The 15663-nt window shown below is 73.3% G+C and carries 14 protein-coding genes; 5 read left to right on the top strand and 9 right to left on the bottom strand.

Annotated features, from left to right (window positions below; translation table 11 throughout):
* Positions 1 to 14: 14 nt before the first annotated feature.
* Together ABD324_RS01015 and ABD324_RS01020 are read right to left on the bottom strand one after the other, a co-directional pair.
* Positions 15 to 1235, bottom strand: a complete 1221-nt coding sequence (locus tag ABD324_RS01015) for a CaiB/BaiF CoA transferase family protein (protein ID WP_344411576.1) — start codon at positions 1233 to 1235, stop codon at positions 15 to 17.
* A complete protein-coding gene (locus ABD324_RS01020; protein WP_344411577.1) occupies positions 1232 to 3088 on the bottom strand; it encodes a flavin-containing monooxygenase in 1857 nt (618 codons plus the stop codon). Before ABD324_RS01020 ends, ABD324_RS01015 begins: the two co-directional genes overlap by 4 nt.
* A 108-nt stretch (positions 3089 to 3196) precedes the next feature.
* Between ABD324_RS01020 and ABD324_RS01025 the strand changes: the two genes are divergently transcribed.
* The 4 genes from ABD324_RS01025 to ABD324_RS01040 are packed head-to-tail and all read left to right on the top strand — an operon-like array spanning position 3197 to position 7507.
* On the top strand, positions 3197 to 4108 hold the full coding sequence (locus tag ABD324_RS01025) for an SDR family NAD(P)-dependent oxidoreductase (RefSeq protein ID WP_344411578.1): 912 nt from the start codon (positions 3197 to 3199) through the stop codon (positions 4106 to 4108).
* Between the two features lie 45 nt (positions 4109 to 4153).
* On the top strand, positions 4154 to 5356 hold the full coding sequence (locus tag ABD324_RS01030; RefSeq protein ID WP_344411579.1) for an acetyl-CoA C-acyltransferase: 1203 nt from the start codon (positions 4154 to 4156) through the stop codon (positions 5354 to 5356).
* Positions 5356 to 5841 carry a MaoC family dehydratase gene (locus ABD324_RS01035; RefSeq protein ID WP_344411580.1) on the top strand — a complete coding sequence of 162 codons (486 nt, stop codon included), beginning with the start codon at positions 5356 to 5358 and terminating at the stop codon, positions 5839 to 5841. Before ABD324_RS01030 ends, ABD324_RS01035 begins: the two co-directional genes overlap by 1 nt.
* Before the next feature lie 13 nt (positions 5842 to 5854).
* Entirely contained in the window at positions 5855 to 7507 is a 1653-nt protein-coding gene (locus tag ABD324_RS01040; protein WP_344411581.1) for a class I adenylate-forming enzyme family protein, read from the top strand.
* 51 nt (positions 7508 to 7558) lie between these two features.
* Here ABD324_RS01040 and ABD324_RS01045 read toward each other — a convergent pair whose 3' ends face one another.
* The 7 genes from ABD324_RS01045 to ABD324_RS01075 all read right to left on the bottom strand — a co-directional run bounded on the left by ABD324_RS01045 (position 7559) and on the right by ABD324_RS01075 (position 14617).
* Positions 7559 to 8176 (bottom strand): hypothetical protein, encoded by a 618-nt coding sequence (locus ABD324_RS01045; RefSeq protein WP_344411582.1) that lies wholly within the window; start codon positions 8174 to 8176, stop codon positions 7559 to 7561.
* Positions 8173 to 9321: an acyl-CoA dehydrogenase family protein gene (locus tag ABD324_RS01050; protein WP_344411583.1), complete on the bottom strand. Its 1149-nt coding sequence runs from the start codon at positions 9319 to 9321 to the stop codon at positions 8173 to 8175. The genes ABD324_RS01045 and ABD324_RS01050 overlap by 4 nt, the downstream gene beginning before the upstream one ends.
* A complete protein-coding gene (locus tag ABD324_RS01055; RefSeq protein WP_344411584.1) occupies positions 9318 to 10601 on the bottom strand; it encodes an acyl-CoA dehydrogenase family protein in 1284 nt (427 codons plus the stop codon). Before ABD324_RS01055 ends, ABD324_RS01050 begins: the two co-directional genes overlap by 4 nt.
* A 30-nt stretch (positions 10602 to 10631) precedes the next feature.
* Entirely contained in the window at positions 10632 to 11798 is a 1167-nt protein-coding gene (locus ABD324_RS01060) for a zinc-dependent alcohol dehydrogenase (protein WP_344411585.1), read from the bottom strand.
* Positions 11799 to 11841: 43 nt separating this feature from the next.
* Positions 11842 to 12711, bottom strand: coding sequence for a TIGR03619 family F420-dependent LLM class oxidoreductase (locus ABD324_RS01065; protein ID WP_344411586.1), 870 nt, complete (start codon positions 12709 to 12711; stop codon positions 11842 to 11844).
* On the bottom strand, positions 12708 to 13202 hold the full coding sequence (locus ABD324_RS01070; protein ID WP_344411587.1) for a VOC family protein: 495 nt from the start codon (positions 13200 to 13202) through the stop codon (positions 12708 to 12710). Before ABD324_RS01070 ends, ABD324_RS01065 begins: the two co-directional genes overlap by 4 nt.
* A gap of 119 nt (positions 13203 to 13321) precedes the next feature.
* The gene (locus tag ABD324_RS01075; RefSeq protein WP_344411588.1) at positions 13322 to 14617 is read right to left on the bottom strand and encodes an amidohydrolase family protein; all 1296 of its coding nucleotides are present in this window, start codon (positions 14615 to 14617) and stop codon (positions 13322 to 13324) included.
* Between the two features lie 145 nt (positions 14618 to 14762).
* Between ABD324_RS01075 and fabG the strand changes: the two genes are divergently transcribed.
* Positions 14763 to 15503 carry a 3-oxoacyl-ACP reductase FabG gene (fabG, locus tag ABD324_RS01080; RefSeq protein ID WP_344411589.1) on the top strand — a complete coding sequence of 247 codons (741 nt, stop codon included), beginning with the start codon at positions 14763 to 14765 and terminating at the stop codon, positions 15501 to 15503.
* Positions 15504 to 15663: the final 160 nt, after the last annotated feature.

The raw sequence follows: 15663 nt of genomic DNA on the forward strand, positions 1-15663 counted from the left end.
TCGGCTGCCGGTACTCAACTGATGACGCCCGCGGCGCGGTAGGTCCCGAGGACCTCGGCCGGGTGGCCGAGCAGGTCGCCGAACACGGCGTCGTTGTCCTGCCCGAGCTCGTGGGCGGGATCGAGCGGGAGCCGGTCGCGGTCGCTGAAGTAGAGCGGTGTGTGGATCAGGGGCACCGGGCCGACGCCCGGCACGTCGACGTCAACGATCATGCCGCGCTCCCGGAAGTACGGGTCCGCGATCACCTCGCCCAGCGAGCGCGCGGGCGCGCACACCACGCCGGCCCGCCGCAGCAGGTCGAACACCTCGTCGGTGGGCTGCACGCTCGTCCACGCCGAGACCAGCTCGTCGACGGCGTCCATCGCCCGGATCCGCGCCGGCTTGGTGCTGTACACCGGGTCGGTGAGCAGCTCGGGGCGGCCCATCGCCTCGGTGAGCCCGACCCAGTGCTGGTCGGTCACGCAGATGACGGCGATGTGGCCGTCCTTCGTCGGGTAGACGTTGTACGGGCTCTCGGCCAGCCCGCCCTGCCGGTTGCCGGTGCGCTCCGGCGGCGGCGGGCCGCCCTCGATCGCCGCGCCCACGAAGGGCCCCGCGTTGGACATCAGGGAGGGGTAGACCGAGTCGAGCATGGCGACGTCCAGGACGGCGCCCCGCCCGCTGCGGGCCTGCTGGAACAGCGCGGTGACGATCGCGCCGTACAGGTGGATCCCGCCCAGGAAGTCGGACAGGGCGGGCCCGGCCTTGACCGGGCCCTCGTCCGGGTGCCCGGTCGACGCGATCGCGCCGGACATCGCCTGGACCGCCAGGTCCATGGCGGGCAGGTCCTTGTACCGGCCGGTCTGCCCGTAGCCGGAGCCCGCCGCGTAGATCAGCCGCGGGTTGCGGGCGCGCAGGGCCTCGGCGCCGATCCCCAGCCGGTCCATCACGCCGGGCCGGAAGTTCTCGACCAGCACGTCCGCGCGGTCGGCGAGCTCGCGCAGCAGCTCCTTGCCGCGCTCGTCCTTGAGGTTGAGCGTGACGCAGCGCTTGTTGCTGTTGAGCATGTAGAACGCCATGCCCGAGCCGAGGCTGATCCGGCGCCGGGTCCGGGACAGCTCCCCGTCCAGCGGCTCGACCTTGATCACCTCCGCGCCGGCCAGCGCCAGCAGCAGGGTGGCGTACGGGGCGTTGTAGATCTGCCCGAGATCGACGACGGTGACGCCCTCGAGCGGCCGGGAGACCTCGGCGCTCATCCGCCGACCTCCGAGCCGACCTCCGCGTCGGCCTCGGCCGCGCGCAGGTCGAGGTCCGCGAGGTCGTTCTCGGCCCGCCAGCGCTCGAGGATGCCGAAGAACTTGACCGGACCGTCGGTGTAGGTGCCGGCGTAGATGCCGCCGCTGGTCTCCTCGATCTTGCCCTCGCCGTTGAGGAAACCCGGGGTGCACTCGGCCCGGTACCGGGCGCCACGGTGCGCGCCGCGGGCGACCTCCTCGCCCCAGGCCCGCTCGGCCTCCGCCGTCACCTCGACGATGTCCGCGCCGCGCTTGCGGGCCGACGCGATCACGAAGGCGATGTGCCGGGCCTGCTCGTCCGCCAGGTGCGTGTAGTTCGCCGTGCGGGGGGCGTGGTTGGTGTTGGTGAAGAACGCGTTGGGGAAGTCGTGGCACTGCACGCCGTGCAGCGTCTCCGGCCCGTGCGCCCACTTCTCGCTGATGCTGCGGCCGCTGCGGCCGACCGGGTCGAACCCGACCCGGTCCGCGTAGCTGGTCCCGACCTCGAACCCGGTCGCGAAGATCAGGCAGTCGAGCTCGTAGCGCCGCTCCCCCACGACGACGGTCGATCCCTCGATCGCGTCCGGCCCGCGCCCGTCCGTGTCGACCAGGACCGTGCCCGGGACGTTGAAGGCGGGCAGGTACTCGTCGTGGAAGCAGGGCCGCTTGCACCAGCGGCCGTACCAGGGCTTGAGCAGCTCCGCGGTGGCCTTGTCGGCGACGGTGTCGTCGATCCGCTGCCGGATGGCGTCCATGACGTTCACGTCCGAACGCTCCAGGATCGCCGCCCGTTCGCGCGAGGTCATGGTCGGCCGGTCCTTGAGCAGGTGCGCCGAGGTGAGCGCGGTGAACATCGCGGTCCAGCCGTCGCCGACCAGGTCGACGTCGACGTCCTGCCCGGAGACGATCCGGGTGAAGTTCTGCCGGCGCCGACGCTGCCAGCCCGGGGCGTGGTCGGCGCCGAAGTCCGGTGGCGTGGGCCGGTTGTTGCGGACGTCCACCGCGGACGGCGTGCGCTGGAAGACGTACAGCTCGCGCGCGCCCTCCGCGAGGTGCGGGATGGCCTGGATCGCCGTGGAGCCGGTGCCGATGATGCCGACCCGCTTGTCCGCGAGCCGGTCCAGCCCGCCGGTGATGTCGCCGCCGGTGTACTCGAAGTCCCACCGGCTGGTGTGGAACATCGTGCCGGAGAAGGTCTCGATGCCGGGGATGCCCGGGAGCTTCGGCTTCAGCAGCTGCCCGGTCGGGATGATCAGGTAGCGGGCCCTGATCTCGTCGCCGCGGTCCGTCGTGACCACCCAGCGGCCGCTCGTCTCCTCCCACCGGGCGTCGGTCACGGTGGTCTGCAGGAGGGCCTGCCGGTACAGGTCGAGGTAGCGGGCGGTCCGCTGCAGGTGCAGCCGGATCTCCTCGCCGTCGGTGTACTTGCGGGTCGGGGTGTAGCCCGTCTCCTCGAGCAGCGGGAGGTAGATGTAGGCCTCGACGTCGCACATCACGCCGGGATAGCGGTTCCAGTACCACGCCCCGCCGAAGTCACCCGCCGTGTCGATGACGCGGATGTCGGTGATCCCCGCCTCGCTCAGGTGCCCGGCCGTCACCAGGGAGCCGATGCCGGCACCGATGATGACCACGTCGTTCGTCGCGGTGACCGGCTCGCGGCTGCCGTCGGACGAGACGTAGGGGTCCTCGAGCCAGGCGGCGAAGGGGCCGTCCATCCGGCGGTACTGCCCGATCCCGTCGTTCCGCATCCGCTTGTCGCGCTCGGCGCGGTACCGCTGCCGGACCGCGTCCAGATCGGCACCGGGATCGGTACCGTCGTGGGGTTCCGTCGTCACAGTCGCTCTCGCCTCTTCGGGGACTCTTCTGCGATCGGGCCGATGTCCCGCCGCGACCGTTCGACAGTAACTTGTCGGCTGATTAGTTACAAGCGTAGGGTGCCCGGCATGACGGATCTCCGATTCGACGGCCGGGTGGCCGTCGTGACCGGCGCCGGCGGCGGTCTGGGGCGCGCCTACGCGCTCCTCCTCGCGAGTCGGGGCGCAGGCGTGGTCGTGAACGACATCGGCACGACCGCGGACGGGGCCTCGGCCGCGGACGCGGTCGTCGAGGAGATCAGGCGGGCGGGCGGCACCGCCGTGGCGGACCGCAACAGCGTGTCGACGGCCGAGGGCGGTGAGGCCCTCGTCGGCACCGCGCTCGAGACCCTCGGCCGGGTCGACATCGTCGTGAACAACGCGGGCATCGTGCGGGACAAGGTCTTCCACAAGCTGACCCGGGAGATGCTCGACGCGGTGCTCGACGTGCACCTGCGGGGCGCCTTCTTCGTGACGCAGCCCGCGTGGCGGGCGATGCGCGAGCAGGGCTACGGCCGGGTCGTCTTCACCTCGTCGAGCTCGGGCATCCTCGGCAACTTCGGGCAGAGCAACTACGGCGCCGCCAAGATGGGCCTGGTCGGGCTCACCCGGGTGCTCGCCGCCGAGGGCGAGCGGAACGGGATCCGGGTCAACGCGATCGCCCCGTCCGCCCGCACCAGCATGACCGCCGACGTCCTCGACGGCACCGCCGGCGACCTCGACCCGGCCCACGTCGCACCGGTCGTCGGCTGGCTGGCCCACGAGGACGTCCCCGTGACGGGCGAGGTGTTCACCGCCGGCGCGGGCCGGGTGGCCCGCTTCTTCGTCGGGATGACCCAGGGCTACACGAACCCGCGGCTCACCCTGGAGGACGTCGCGGCCCACGTGGCGGAGATCCGGGACGAGACCGGCTACACCGTCCCGGCCGGACCGGCCGACGAGCTGACCCACATCCTGGCCGCCGCGCAGCGCGCGGCGGCCGCCGCCGAACCGGCGACCTGAGCCGCCCTCCTGCGGCGCAGCGAAGCACCGAACCGAGAGGACCACATGCGCGAGGCAGTCGTGGTGTCCGTGGCCCGGACGCCCATCGGGAAGGCCTACCGCGGGGCGTTCAACGACACCCAGGCCCAGGAGCTGGCGGGGCACGTCGTCCGCGCCGTCGTCGACCGGGCGGGCGTGGACCCGGCCGAGATCGACGACGTGGTGCTCGGCTGCGCGATCCAGCAGGGCAGCCAGAGCCTGATGATCGGGCGGCAGGCCGCGTTGCGCGCCGGGCTGCCCGTCACGGTCCCCGGCATGTCGCTCGACCGCGGGTGCTCGTCCGGCCTGATGGCGGTGTCCGCCGCGAGCAAGTCCATCGTGGCCGACGGCGTCGACGTGGTCGTCGCGGGCGGCGTGGAGTCCATCTCCCTCGTCCAGAACGAGCACCAGAACGCCTTCCGCACGGAGGACCCGTACCTGGTCGAGCGGGTCCCGGCGCTGTACATGTCCATGCTGGAGACCGCCGAGATCGTCGCGAAGCGCTACGGCGTGGGCCGCGAGGAGCAGGACCGGCTCGCGGCCGTGTCCCACGAGCGCGCCGCGGCCGCCCGCGGGTCCGGCGCCTTCGACGCCGAGATCGTCCCGCTGACCGTCGAGAAGGTGGTGCGGGACAAGCAGACCGGCGAGGAACACCGCGAGACCGTGACCCTGCTCCACGACGAGGGGATCCGCGCGGACACCACCCCCGAGGGCCTGGCGCGGCTCGCACCGGTCTTCCGCGGCGGCCAGCAGATCGCCGAGGGCGGGTACGTCACCGCGGGCAACGCCTCCCAGCTGTCCGACGGCGCGGCCGCCCTGCTGCTCATGTCGGCGGAGGAGGCGCAGCGCCGGAACCTGGAGCCGCTCGGCGCCTGCCGCGGCGTCGCCGTCGCCGGCTGCGAGCCGGACGAGATGGGCATCGGCCCGGTGTACGCGGTGCCGAAGCTGCTGGAACGGCACGGCCTGACGGTCGACGACATCGACCTGTGGGAGCTCAACGAGGCCTTCGCCTCGCAGGCCGTGTTCTGCCAGCAGAAGCTCGGCATTCCCGAGGAGCGGATGAACGTCGACGGCGGCTCGATCGCGCTGGGCCACCCGTACGGCATGACCGGCGCCCGGCTCAGCGGGCACATCCTGCTCGAGGGCCGCCGCCGCGGCGCCCGCTGGGGCGTCGTGACGATGTGCGTCGGGACCGGCATGGGGGCCGCCGGCCTCTTCGAGATCTTCTGATGACCGAACCGACGACCACCACGGGCGCGCTCCACATCCCGCTCGACCGGCTGCCCGACCACGTCGGCCGGACCCTCGGCCCGACGGACTGGCTGACGGTCGAGCAGGCCCGCATCGACGGCTTCGCCGACGCCACCGGGGACGACCAGTGGATCCACGTCGACCCGGTCCGCGCCGCCGCCTCGCCCTTCGGCGGCACCATCGCCCACGGCTACCTGACCCTGGCGCTGAGCAGCTACTTCCTGCCGCAGCTCTTCGTCGTCGACGAGGCGGGGATGGCGATCAACTACGGCCTGGACCGGGTGCGGTTCCCGAGCCCGGTCCGCTCCGGGTCCCGAGTGCGGTGCGAGGCGCACCTCGCCGCGGTCGATCCCGTCACCGGCGGTTTCCAGCTGCGGACGCGCGCCACCCTGAGCGTCGACGGGGCCGACCGGCCGGCCTGCGTGGCCGAGCTGCTGACCCGTTACCTGGCCCCGAGCGAGTGAGGAACCCCGCGACGTGATCTACCCCGAGGTCCCGGTCGGCGCCGTCCTCGCCGGTTCCGCCCGCCGCTTCGGCGAGCGCGTGGTGCTGCACTACTACGGCCGCGAGCTGACCTTCACCCAGCTGCACGCACGGGCCTGCGCCTTCGCGAACGCGCTGCGCGGCGCCGGGCTCGGCCGCGGCGACGTGGTGGCCATCCACCTGCCGAACTGTCCGCAGTACGCGATCGCCTACTTCGGGATCCTGCTGGCCGGGTGCACGTTCAGCCCGGCGAACCCGCTGCTGCCGCCGGCGGACCTCGCCGCGCAGCTCGCCGACTCGGGTGCGGTCGCCACGCTCAGCTGGGCGTCGTCCTACCCGACGCTGGCCGCCGTCCGCGAGCGCACCGGAGTGCGGCTCGCACTCGTCACGGACAAGGAGCAGGCGCTCGATCCGTCCGTCCGGCTCGCCCCCGAGAGCATCGAGGGCGCCGAGGACTTCGAGGAGTTCCACGCCGCCGCGCCGACCACGCAGCCCGTGGTCGAGCTCGACGTCCACCGCGATCTCGCGCACCTCGCCTTCACCGGCGGCACGACCGGCCGGTCGAAGGGTGTGCAGCTCACCCACCGCAACGTCGTCGTCAACCTCCTGCAGTTCGCCCACCTCAACTCCGGCGCCCCCGGCGAGCTCGACGCCGAGGGCGGCCTGGTGCTCGGCGCCCAGGGCCCACCGGAGGAGTTCCCGGTCCGCTTCGGCACGGCCTCCGTCGTGAACATCACCCCGTGGTTCCACGCCATGGGGACCGTCGGCGGGCTGAGCGGCATGCTGCTCTCGGGGACGACGAGCGTGCTGCACGAGCGCTTCGACCCGGCCGGCTACCTGGCGGACGCCGAACGCTTCCGGGTCGCGTCGATCAGCGGCGCGCCGACGCTCTTCGCCGCCCTGCTGCGGCATCCGGATCTCGCGACGCGGGAGCTCTCGGCGGTGCAGTCGCTGAGCTCGGGCGGGGCGCCGATGCCCGTCGAGCTCCTGGAGAAGCTGCAGCGCCGCTTCGGCGCGGACATCGTGGTCATCGAGGGCTACGGGCTCACCGAGGCCACGTCCGGGGTGGCGTTGAACCCGGTGGCCGCCTCCGGCGTGCGCAAGGCCGGGACCGTCGGGCGACCGCTCGTGGACACCGAGGTCCGGATCGTCGACGACGAGGGCAGGCCGGTCCCGGCGGGCACCGAGGGCGAGGTCACGGTCCGCGGGCCGCAGGTGATGGTCGGCTACAAGGACCGTCCGGAGGAGACCGCGGCGGCCCTGCGGGACGGCTGGCTGCACACCGGCGACGTCGGCGTCCTCGACGAGGACGGCTACCTGCGGATCGTGGACCGCAAGAAGGACATGCTGATCTACAAGGGCTACAACGTGTACCCCCGCGAGCTGGAGGAGCTGCTGTTCCGTCAGCCGGGGGTCGTCGGCGCCGCGGTCGTGGGCCGGCCGGACCCGGAGGTCGGGGAGCTCGCCGTGGCGTTCGTGGTGGCGCCGGGCCGCACCGCGGAGGACGCCGAGGCGATCCGCGCCGAGGTCAACGCGCAGGTCCTGCCATACAAGCGGATCCGGGAGATCCGGCTCGTCGACGAGATGCCGTTGTCCGGTGCGGGCAAGGTGCTCAAGCGGAACCTGAAGGAGCTCCTGGGACGCTGATCGACCGGTCTGCGGGGGCGCCCTCGTGGTCGCCACCCGCAGACCCGGGGGTCACCAGCGTGGCCCGCACCCGAACCACACCCGGGCACCGAGCACGGGCTCGCCGTCGGCAGTGGCGATGTGGACCTGGGCGGAGCCCTCCGCCGAGGTCGAGGTCGCGCACCGCAGCCCGGCGACGCCGTCGATCCGGCCGTGGACGTCGACGTAGACCCCGAGGACGGGCGGCGCGGAACGGGTCACCACCCGGCTCAGCCCGAGCGCGGTGGCCACCCGGGCCGCGACCTGGGCGGGATCCTCGGCGTCGGCCAGGGATCGCTCGATGCGGTGCGCGGCCGCCGGGTCCAGCGGGCTCGCATCGTGCGGCACCGCCCCCGGCGCGACGGTCAGCGCGTGGGTCGTGGTCCGGACCGCGAGCACGCCCCCGACCCGGATCTCCTGCTGCGCCACCGCCCTCTCGGTGGCGGGTGTCTCGCTGACCGCGAGCACGTCGCCGGGCCGCACCCGGTGCACGAGGCGCAGCCGCAGCGAGGTGCCCGGCTCGAGCACCGGGGCCGCGACGGCCCAGTGCAGGAGCGGGAAGTCGGGGCTGACACCCAGGCCGTCGACGATGTCGGCGACGCGCTGCGCGTCCAGGACCTGCTCGCGCGTACGCGCGCCCGTGGCGATCATCGTTCCTCCGTGTGTGATCCGTCGAGCAGACGCACGAGGCGCTCGCGGTGCTGGTTCGGGTCCCCGAGCAGCGCGCTGCTGCTCAGGGCCCGGCGATGGTGGAGATGGGCGGGGTGCTCCCAGGTGAACCCGAGGCCCCCGAGGAGCTGGATCGACGCCCGGGCGACCTCGACGTACGCGTCGGAGCAGTACGCCTTGGCCAGGGCGGCGAGCGCGGGGAGCTCGGCGGAACCGTCCGCCGCCGCCCGGCCCGCGTGGTAGGCGGCCGACCTCGCGGACTCGACCAGCAGCAGCATCTCCGCGCAGCGGTGCTTCACCGCCTGGAAGCTGCCGATCGCGCGGCCGAACTGCACCCGGTGCTTCGCGTACTCGACGACGGTCTCGAGCATGAACGCCGCACCGCCGGCCTGCTCCGCGGCGAGGTAGACGGCGGCGAGGTCGCGCACCGCGGCGAGGTGTGCCCGGGCACCGCCCGCCTCCCCCACCGGTGCGGCGGGCGTCTCCCGCAGCCGCAGCCGGCCCAGCCTGCGGGTGGGGTCGAGCGTGTCGAGCGCCGTGGCCCCGAGACCGGCGGCGCCGCGTTCGGCGAGGAAGAGCGTGGGCCCGGCGGCGGTCGCCGCGCCGAGCAGGACGACGTCGGCGACGTGGGCGTCGACCACGAAGGTCGCCTCGCCGGTGAGCAGCCATCCCGAGCCGCTCCGCTCGGCCTGCGCCGCGGGCACGTCGACCTCGCTCCCCGCGCCGAGGGCGACCGTGCCCAGCACGGAGCCGTCGACGATCCCCGGCAGGTACCGGAGGGCCGCCGGATCGGCGGGCAGCCGGGTGAGCAGCGACGCCGCCATCCCGACCGTCGAGAGCAGGGGGGCGCAGGCCAGGGCGCGGCCGAACTCCTCGAACACGACGACCAGCTCGAGCGGGCCCCGCCCGGTGCCGCCGAAGGTCTCCGGGACGGCCAGCCCGGTCACGCCGAGCTGCAGCGCGAGGGCCTTCCAGACGTCCGGGTCGTGGCCGGTGCCGGTGGCCATCAGGCGCCGCACCTCCGCCTGGTCCGACCGGCGCCCGAGGAACTGCCGGACGACCCGGCCGAACTCCAGCTGCTCGTCGTCGAACGCGAAGTCCGGCTCCGCCGCGGTCGGGTCCGTCATGATCCGGCCCCCGACGGCTCGGCCCCGGACAGCTCGGCCCCGGACAGCTCGGCCCCGGACGGCTCGGCCGGGCCGTTGCGCCGGACGTCCCGGAAGGGGACGTGCGCGTCCGACGTCGGATCCTTGGGCAGCCCGAGGACCCGCTCGGCCACGATGTTCTTCTGGATCTCGTCCGTCCCGCCGGCGATCGACACCGCGGGCACGGACAGCAAGATCTCGGCGGTGAGGGTGTCGCCGAGCAGCACGTCCGGCCCCGCGAGCTGCGCGTGCGCCACGGCCGCGGCGCGGGCGAGCTCGCTGGTCATCAGCTTGGCCAGCGAGCCCTCGGCACCGGCGACCCGGCCGAGCCGCAGGTTCGCCCTGGCCCGCCCCGCGCTCCACGCGGCGATCCGCGCCAGGGTCACGACCCTGGCGATCTGCTGGCGGACGAGCGGATCCGCGGAGCGGGCGGCGGCGACGAGGTCGGCCCGCCCGTACCGCTGCGGGTACCAGCTGAAGTGGCGGGCGGCGCGGGCCGCCTCCTCCGCGGCCTCGCGCCGGCATCGCCCCGCGACGTTCCCCGGCACGGGGACGGTGCCCGCCCCGGCGCCGAGGCTGCGTTCGTTCGCCAGCATCGCGTTCACGACCGCCCACCCCCCGCCGACCTCGCCGAGGACGTGCTCCGCGGGCACCCGGACGTCGGTGAGGACCACCTCCGAGAACGTGGCGTACCCGTTCATCTGCGGCAGCGGCCGCACGTGCACACCGGCCGCGCGCATGTCCACGACGAGGCAGGTGAGCCCGCGGTGCTTGGGGACGTCCCAGTCGGTGCGGGCGAGCAGCAGGCCGTGGTCGGCGTCCTGGGCCCCGGAGTTCCAGACCTTGTGGCCGTTCACGATCCACGTGTCGCCGGGGAGCTCGGCCCGGCGCTCGGCCCGGGTGGTGACCCCGGCGAGGTCCGATCCGGCGCCCGGCTCGCTGAAGAGCTGGGTCCAGGCGTGGTCGCCGACGAGCGCCGGCCGCAGGAAGGTGGAGCGGAGCAGGTCGGAGCCGTGCTGCAGGATCGTCGGTGCCACCAGGTTCACCGCGACCGTCGACGGCGGCCCGACCACCTCGGCCTCGGCGAGAACCCGCTGCGCCTCGGCGGCGTCGGCCGGCGGGAGACCCATCCCCCACCACTCGCCCGGCCATGCCGGGCGCGCCCAGCCCGAGTCGACGAGGACGGCACGCCACTCGCGCAGCCCGAGCTCCGGGTCCCAGTGGTCCGCGAGCCACCGGTCGAGATCCTCAGCGACCGACACGGGCACTCCCCAATCTTACCGTCTGGCCAATTATATAGGGAGGCCGCGCGGCACGCCAGGAGCCCGACCGGGGGCGCCGGCCGTCCAGGGGTTCAGCGTGACCGACACGGGCTCCTCCCCCGGGCGCTCGCCGGCCAGCACGGACAGGGCCTCGACCGCCGCCCGGAGGGGGTAGTCGTGGGTGTGCAGCACGCCGAGGTCGGCGATCCTCGCCGCGAGCAGGTCCATCCCCTGCTCGTAGGCGCCGAAGGGCTGCGCGAAGGCACCCTGGACCGTGATCGACCGCGCGATGAGGCGGTCCGTGTCGATCGGGACGGCGCCCCCCGGGCCCTTGAGCCCGGCCAGGACGAGCCGCCCGCCCGGCCGCAGGCAGGCGATCGCGTCGTTCACGACGTCGCCCCGGACCGGGACCGTGTCGACGGCGACGTCGACACCGCGACCGTCGGTGAGCCGCAGGACGGTCGCGACCGTGTCCTGCTCGTCCGCGACGATCGTGTGGGTGGCGCCGAGGCGCAGGGCGAGGTCGAGCTTGTACGCGTCGCGCCCGATCCCGGTCACGATGATCGGGCCGGCCCCGGCGGCCCGCAGCGCGACGATCGACGCCAGGCCCCGCTGGCCCGAGCCCAGGACGAGCACCGACTCGCCGTAGGCCGTCCGCGGCAGGCTCACCGCCCAGTGCATCCCGGAGGCCAGTGCCTGGTAGAGGTTCGCCAGCCGGGGGCCGACCGCCGCGGGCACCCGGCAGAACAGCGTGCGGGGGTGCAGGACGAGGTACTGGCTGTATCCGCCCCACAGCCCGTGGCCGTGGTTCGCGGGGATGGACCCGTAGCCGGAGCCGGCGCCGGGGACCCCGCGCCAGAGCTCCTTGCACTGGTGGTGAGCGCCGCCGAGACACAGCGCGCACCGGCCGCAGGACAGCATCGGCACGACCGCGATCCGGTCGCCCACCCGCAGGTTCCAGCGTTGCGCGGCCTCCGCGCCGAGCTCCTCGACCACACCGACGGGCTCGTGCCCCGGGACCGCGGGATAGCGGAGGCCGTTCTCGCTGTAGGAGCCGCGGAACTGCTCCACGTCGGTACCGCAGAGCCCGCAGGACTCGACGCGGAGCAGCCCGCCGTCCGCCGGGATGCGGGGGATCTCGAGCTCGTCCGCCTCGAGCCGCCGGTCGCCGGTCTGCACCATGACGAAGGACTTCACCCGGAGCGTCGTCCTTCCGCGCGGGACCGGGACCGGCAGCCGGTCAGGCCTTCCACTCCTGGATGGTGTCGCCGAACCTCGACAGTCCGTCCATCAGGCCGGTGTACGACTCGGTCTGGTCCGTGTAGATCCACGGCGTGACCACCACGGAGGTGACACCGGCCTCCTCGAGCCGGTCCAGCTCGGCCCGGTCCGGGCGTCCCGAGAGGATCATCCGCACCTCGAACGGCAGGTGGTCGCGGCCGGCCTCCCGGCGGTACTCGCCGAGGAGCTTGACGATGCGGGTGATCTCCTCGTAGTCGCACGGCGCGCTCACCCAGCCGTCGGCCATCTTCGCCGTGCGCCGCAGCGGGGCCTCCTGGTGGCCGCCCATCAGGATCGGCAGCGGCGCGTCGAGGGCGGGGAGGACCTGGTTCGGCGCGAAGTCGAACAGGTCGGTGTCGGATCCCACGAACTCGCCCCGCCAGAGGCCCTGCATGATGTCGAGCATCTCCTCCATCCGGCGGGCCCGCGTCTTCGGGTCGATCCCGAGCGCCTCGAACTCCTCGCGCATCCAGCCGATCCCCACGCCGAGGTCCATGCGGCCCCCGGCGATGCGCGCCGCGGTCGCGATCTCCTTGGCGAGCAGGATCGGGTGGCGCAGGGGCACCACGAGGACCACCGTCGTGAACCGCAGCGTCGTGGTGGCCGCGGCCATCGCCCCGATCATCACGAAGGGGGCGTTGAGGATCTTGCCCTTCCCGAAGCGCTTCCCGCCCTGCCCCGCCGCGTAGGGGTACGGGGTGTCGATCACCTGCGGGTTCGTCGCGTGGTCCGCGGCCGCGATCCCGTCGAACCCGACCTGCTCGGCCCGGATCGCGAACTTCAGTCCCTCGTCCGCCGGCAGCGGCGGCAACCCGACCCAGAACTTCATGCGTGCTCCCTCTCGTTCACGGCGACCGGGCCGGTCGACGACCGGGCCCGTTCGCGGTACGCCTCCTCGTGGGTGACGCCGTCGTAGCGAGCCAGGTCCTCGGGCTCGTACGACACCAGCGTCACCGGTGCCCCGTCGGGATCGGTCACGACGACGGCGATGCAGCGCCGCGTGCCCCCGTCCCGTCCGCCCGTGACCGGCAGCGGGCCGCGGTGGATCGGGACGCCCGACTCCCCCAGCTGCTCGACGAGGGCGTCGATGCCGCCCTCCCAGACCCAGCCGACGTGCGGGCGGACGCCGTGACCCTCGGCGCCGCGCATGTTGAACTTGTGCTCGCCGACGGTGATCGCGCACTTGTCGAGGGTGCCGCTGCGGTACTCGTCCTCGTGGAGGACGGCGAAGCCGAGGGCGCGGTAGAAGGACATCGTCGCGTCCATGTGCGCGGTCACCCGCAGACTCGACGAGACGTGGTCGATTCCCGTGATGGCCATGGTGCCTCCCGGATGTCGGTCGGCGCCCGGGCGGGCCGGACGACGACATGCGTCATCGGCGCCGCCCGCCGTCCACCCGGGGCGGGGCGGACGACGGACGTCGCTGATCGGCTGGGCGACTACACGTAGACGAGCGGCTTCTTCACGTCGCCGCGCGGGTACTCGTCGACCTCGGGGGCGGTGAGGACGAGGTCGAGCTCCGGCCCGACCTCCGCGGCCACGGCGGACAGCGCCGCGCGGTCGAGACCGAAGACGTCGAGCGCGGACTCGCCGAGCATCAGCCGGGCCTCGTCCGCCGGCACGCCGGCGGCGCCGACCGTGGCCCGGAGGTAGCCCAGGGTGCCGGGCCCCGTCGCCAGGGTGCCCTCGTGGTGGGGGAAGTCCATCCCGAGCATCATCTTCGCCGGACCGACCAGCTCGTTGCGCGCGGCGACCTCGGCGCGGGAGAAGATGGACGACCCGAGCCAGACCTGGCGGGTGAAGTACTCCGACGGCTTCATCGTGAGCACCTCCCGGGTGTCGTGACGGGTGTAGCTGCCCTCGAAGCTGTAGTCCATCCCCGCCAGGGCCGGCGCGGCCCACGCGCTGCCCATCTCGGTGAAGACGACCTTCAGCCGGGGGTGGCGCTCGAGCACGCCGCCCCAGATGAAGTGGACGAGCAGCTGCTGCGCCGCGAACATGAACTCGCGGGTCAGGATCGGGGCCACCACCGACGGGTGCGGCGCCGAGCGCGGGATCGCCGGCCGGCGGCGGGTGATCGAGCTCATGCCGCTGTGGCAGTCGACGACCATCCCGAGGTCCGAGACGAGCGCCCAGATCGGGTCGAAGTCCGGGTGGTACACGGGGAAGTCGTCCCGCATGTGCGGGACCATGATCCCGCGCAGGCCGGCCTCGTGCGCCCAGGCGATCTCCTTGAGCGCGAACTCGACGTCGTCGAAGTCGATCTTCGCCATGCCCGCGAACCGCTCCGGGGCGTACGAGACGAAGTCCGCGAGCCAGCGGTTGAAGGCGAAGCAGCTGTCCGCGATCTGCTGCGGGGTCCGGGTGTCGGCGTCCTGGCCCATGGCGCCGGACGCCGTCGGGCTCAGCATCTCGAACGGCGTCCCGAAGTCGGGGATGAGCACCTCGGCGGAGACGCCCTCGGCGGCCATCTCCTCGAGGCGCTTGGCCGGGTCCGAGTTGCCGTCGAGGCGGCCGGTGTCGATGAACCGCGCCTGCCAGTCGTCGACGGCCTCGGGGTCCAGCCGGGCGGCGAGCGCGCGAGCCTCGAAGTTCTTCGAGCCGAACTTCGCGTACTGCACGACGAAGGCCTCGAACTCCTCCCGGCTACGCTCGGGGATGTACTGCCCGTACTCGGGCATTCGCGCCGTGGCGTGGCCGTCCGACGACACGATCAAGGCCCGTTCCGCTGTCATGTCTGCTCCTCGGCGAGCACCAGTTGGCTAATTGACCGACTGAAAAGTTAGCTTGGGGCAACAACCCTGTCAAGCTGAGACCCCCTCCTCGGGGATCCCGGGCCAATATTACCGCTTGGCCAATTATATTGGGTAGCCTCCCCCCATGGAAGAATTCACGGGACGCGTCGGCGTGGTCACCGGCGCCGCGAACGGGATCGGGTACGCCATCGCCCGGTCGCTCGTCAACGGGGGAGCCACGGTCGTCGTCGCCGACGTCGCCGGTGCGGACGAGGCCGCGCGGGCCCTCACCCTCGAGGGACCGGGCAAGGCCGTCGGCATCCGGTGCGACGTCACCTCCGAGGAGGACGTCGCGGCGGCGGCCGCGGCGGCCGTCGAGCACGGTGGCTCCCTGGACCACTGGGTCAACAACGCCGGGTTCACCCGGGACATGACCATGCGCCGGATGACGCTCGAGGACTTCCGGGCGGTGATCGACGTCCACCTGGTCGGCGGCTGGCTCGGCACCCGGGCCGCGGCCGCGGTCATGCGCGAGCAGGGCCGCGGGACGATCGTCAACATCTCCTCCACCAGCGCCAAGACCGGCAACCCCGGGCAGACCAACTACAGCGCCGCCAAGGCGGGTCTGATCGGGCTGACCAAGGCGGCCGCCAAGGAGCTCGGCCATCTCGGCATCCGGGTCAACGCCGTCCAGCCCGGCCTGGTCCGCACGCCCATGATCGAGAAGCTCAAGCCGGAGATCCTCGAGGCACGCCTCGCCGACACCCCGCTCGGGCGCTTCGGCGAGGTGGAGGACGTGGCCGACACCGTGTCGTACCTCCTGTCGGACCGGTCCGCGTTCCTCACCGGCGCCGTGATCCAGGTCAGCGGCGGCCGGCACATGTGAGCGGCGCCGGCGGCCCGGCGCCGTCGGTGCTCCCCCTGCGGGGAAGGTCCGGCCGGCCCGTGGGGCGGCGGTCACCGACATCGTGAGACGCCGGGCCGCCGTCGGCGCGGTGCCGGCGCGCCCGCGGACGTCGGCCGCAACGACCACCGGGGTCCCACCA

Source organism: Pseudonocardia ailaonensis (assembly GCF_039531635.1).
Classification (GTDB): Bacteria; Actinomycetota; Actinomycetes; order Mycobacteriales; family Pseudonocardiaceae; genus Pseudonocardia; species Pseudonocardia ailaonensis.

Coding starts and splice junctions, on each gene's coding strand:
- ABD324_RS01070 (WP_344411587.1), bottom strand. CDS start 13,202: ATGGCCATCACGGGAATCGACCACGTCTCGTCGAGTCTGCGGGTGACC.
- fabG (WP_344411589.1), top strand. CDS start 14,763: ATGGAAGAATTCACGGGACGCGTCGGCGTGGTCACCGGCGCCGCGAAC.
- ABD324_RS01015 (WP_344411576.1), bottom strand. CDS start 1,235: ATGAGCGCCGAGGTCTCCCGGCCGCTCGAGGGCGTCACCGTCGTCGAT.
- ABD324_RS01050 (WP_344411583.1), bottom strand. CDS start 9,321: ATGACGGACCCGACCGCGGCGGAGCCGGACTTCGCGTTCGACGACGAG.
- ABD324_RS01030 (WP_344411579.1), top strand. CDS start 4,154: ATGCGCGAGGCAGTCGTGGTGTCCGTGGCCCGGACGCCCATCGGGAAG.
- ABD324_RS01065 (WP_344411586.1), bottom strand. CDS start 12,711: ATGAAGTTCTGGGTCGGGTTGCCGCCGCTGCCGGCGGACGAGGGACTG.
- ABD324_RS01025 (WP_344411578.1), top strand. CDS start 3,197: ATGACGGATCTCCGATTCGACGGCCGGGTGGCCGTCGTGACCGGCGCC.
- ABD324_RS01075 (WP_344411588.1), bottom strand. CDS start 14,617: ATGACAGCGGAACGGGCCTTGATCGTGTCGTCGGACGGCCACGCCACG.
- ABD324_RS01045 (WP_344411582.1), bottom strand. CDS start 8,176: ATGATCGCCACGGGCGCGCGTACGCGCGAGCAGGTCCTGGACGCGCAG.
- ABD324_RS01035 (WP_344411580.1), top strand. CDS start 5,356: ATGACCGAACCGACGACCACCACGGGCGCGCTCCACATCCCGCTCGAC.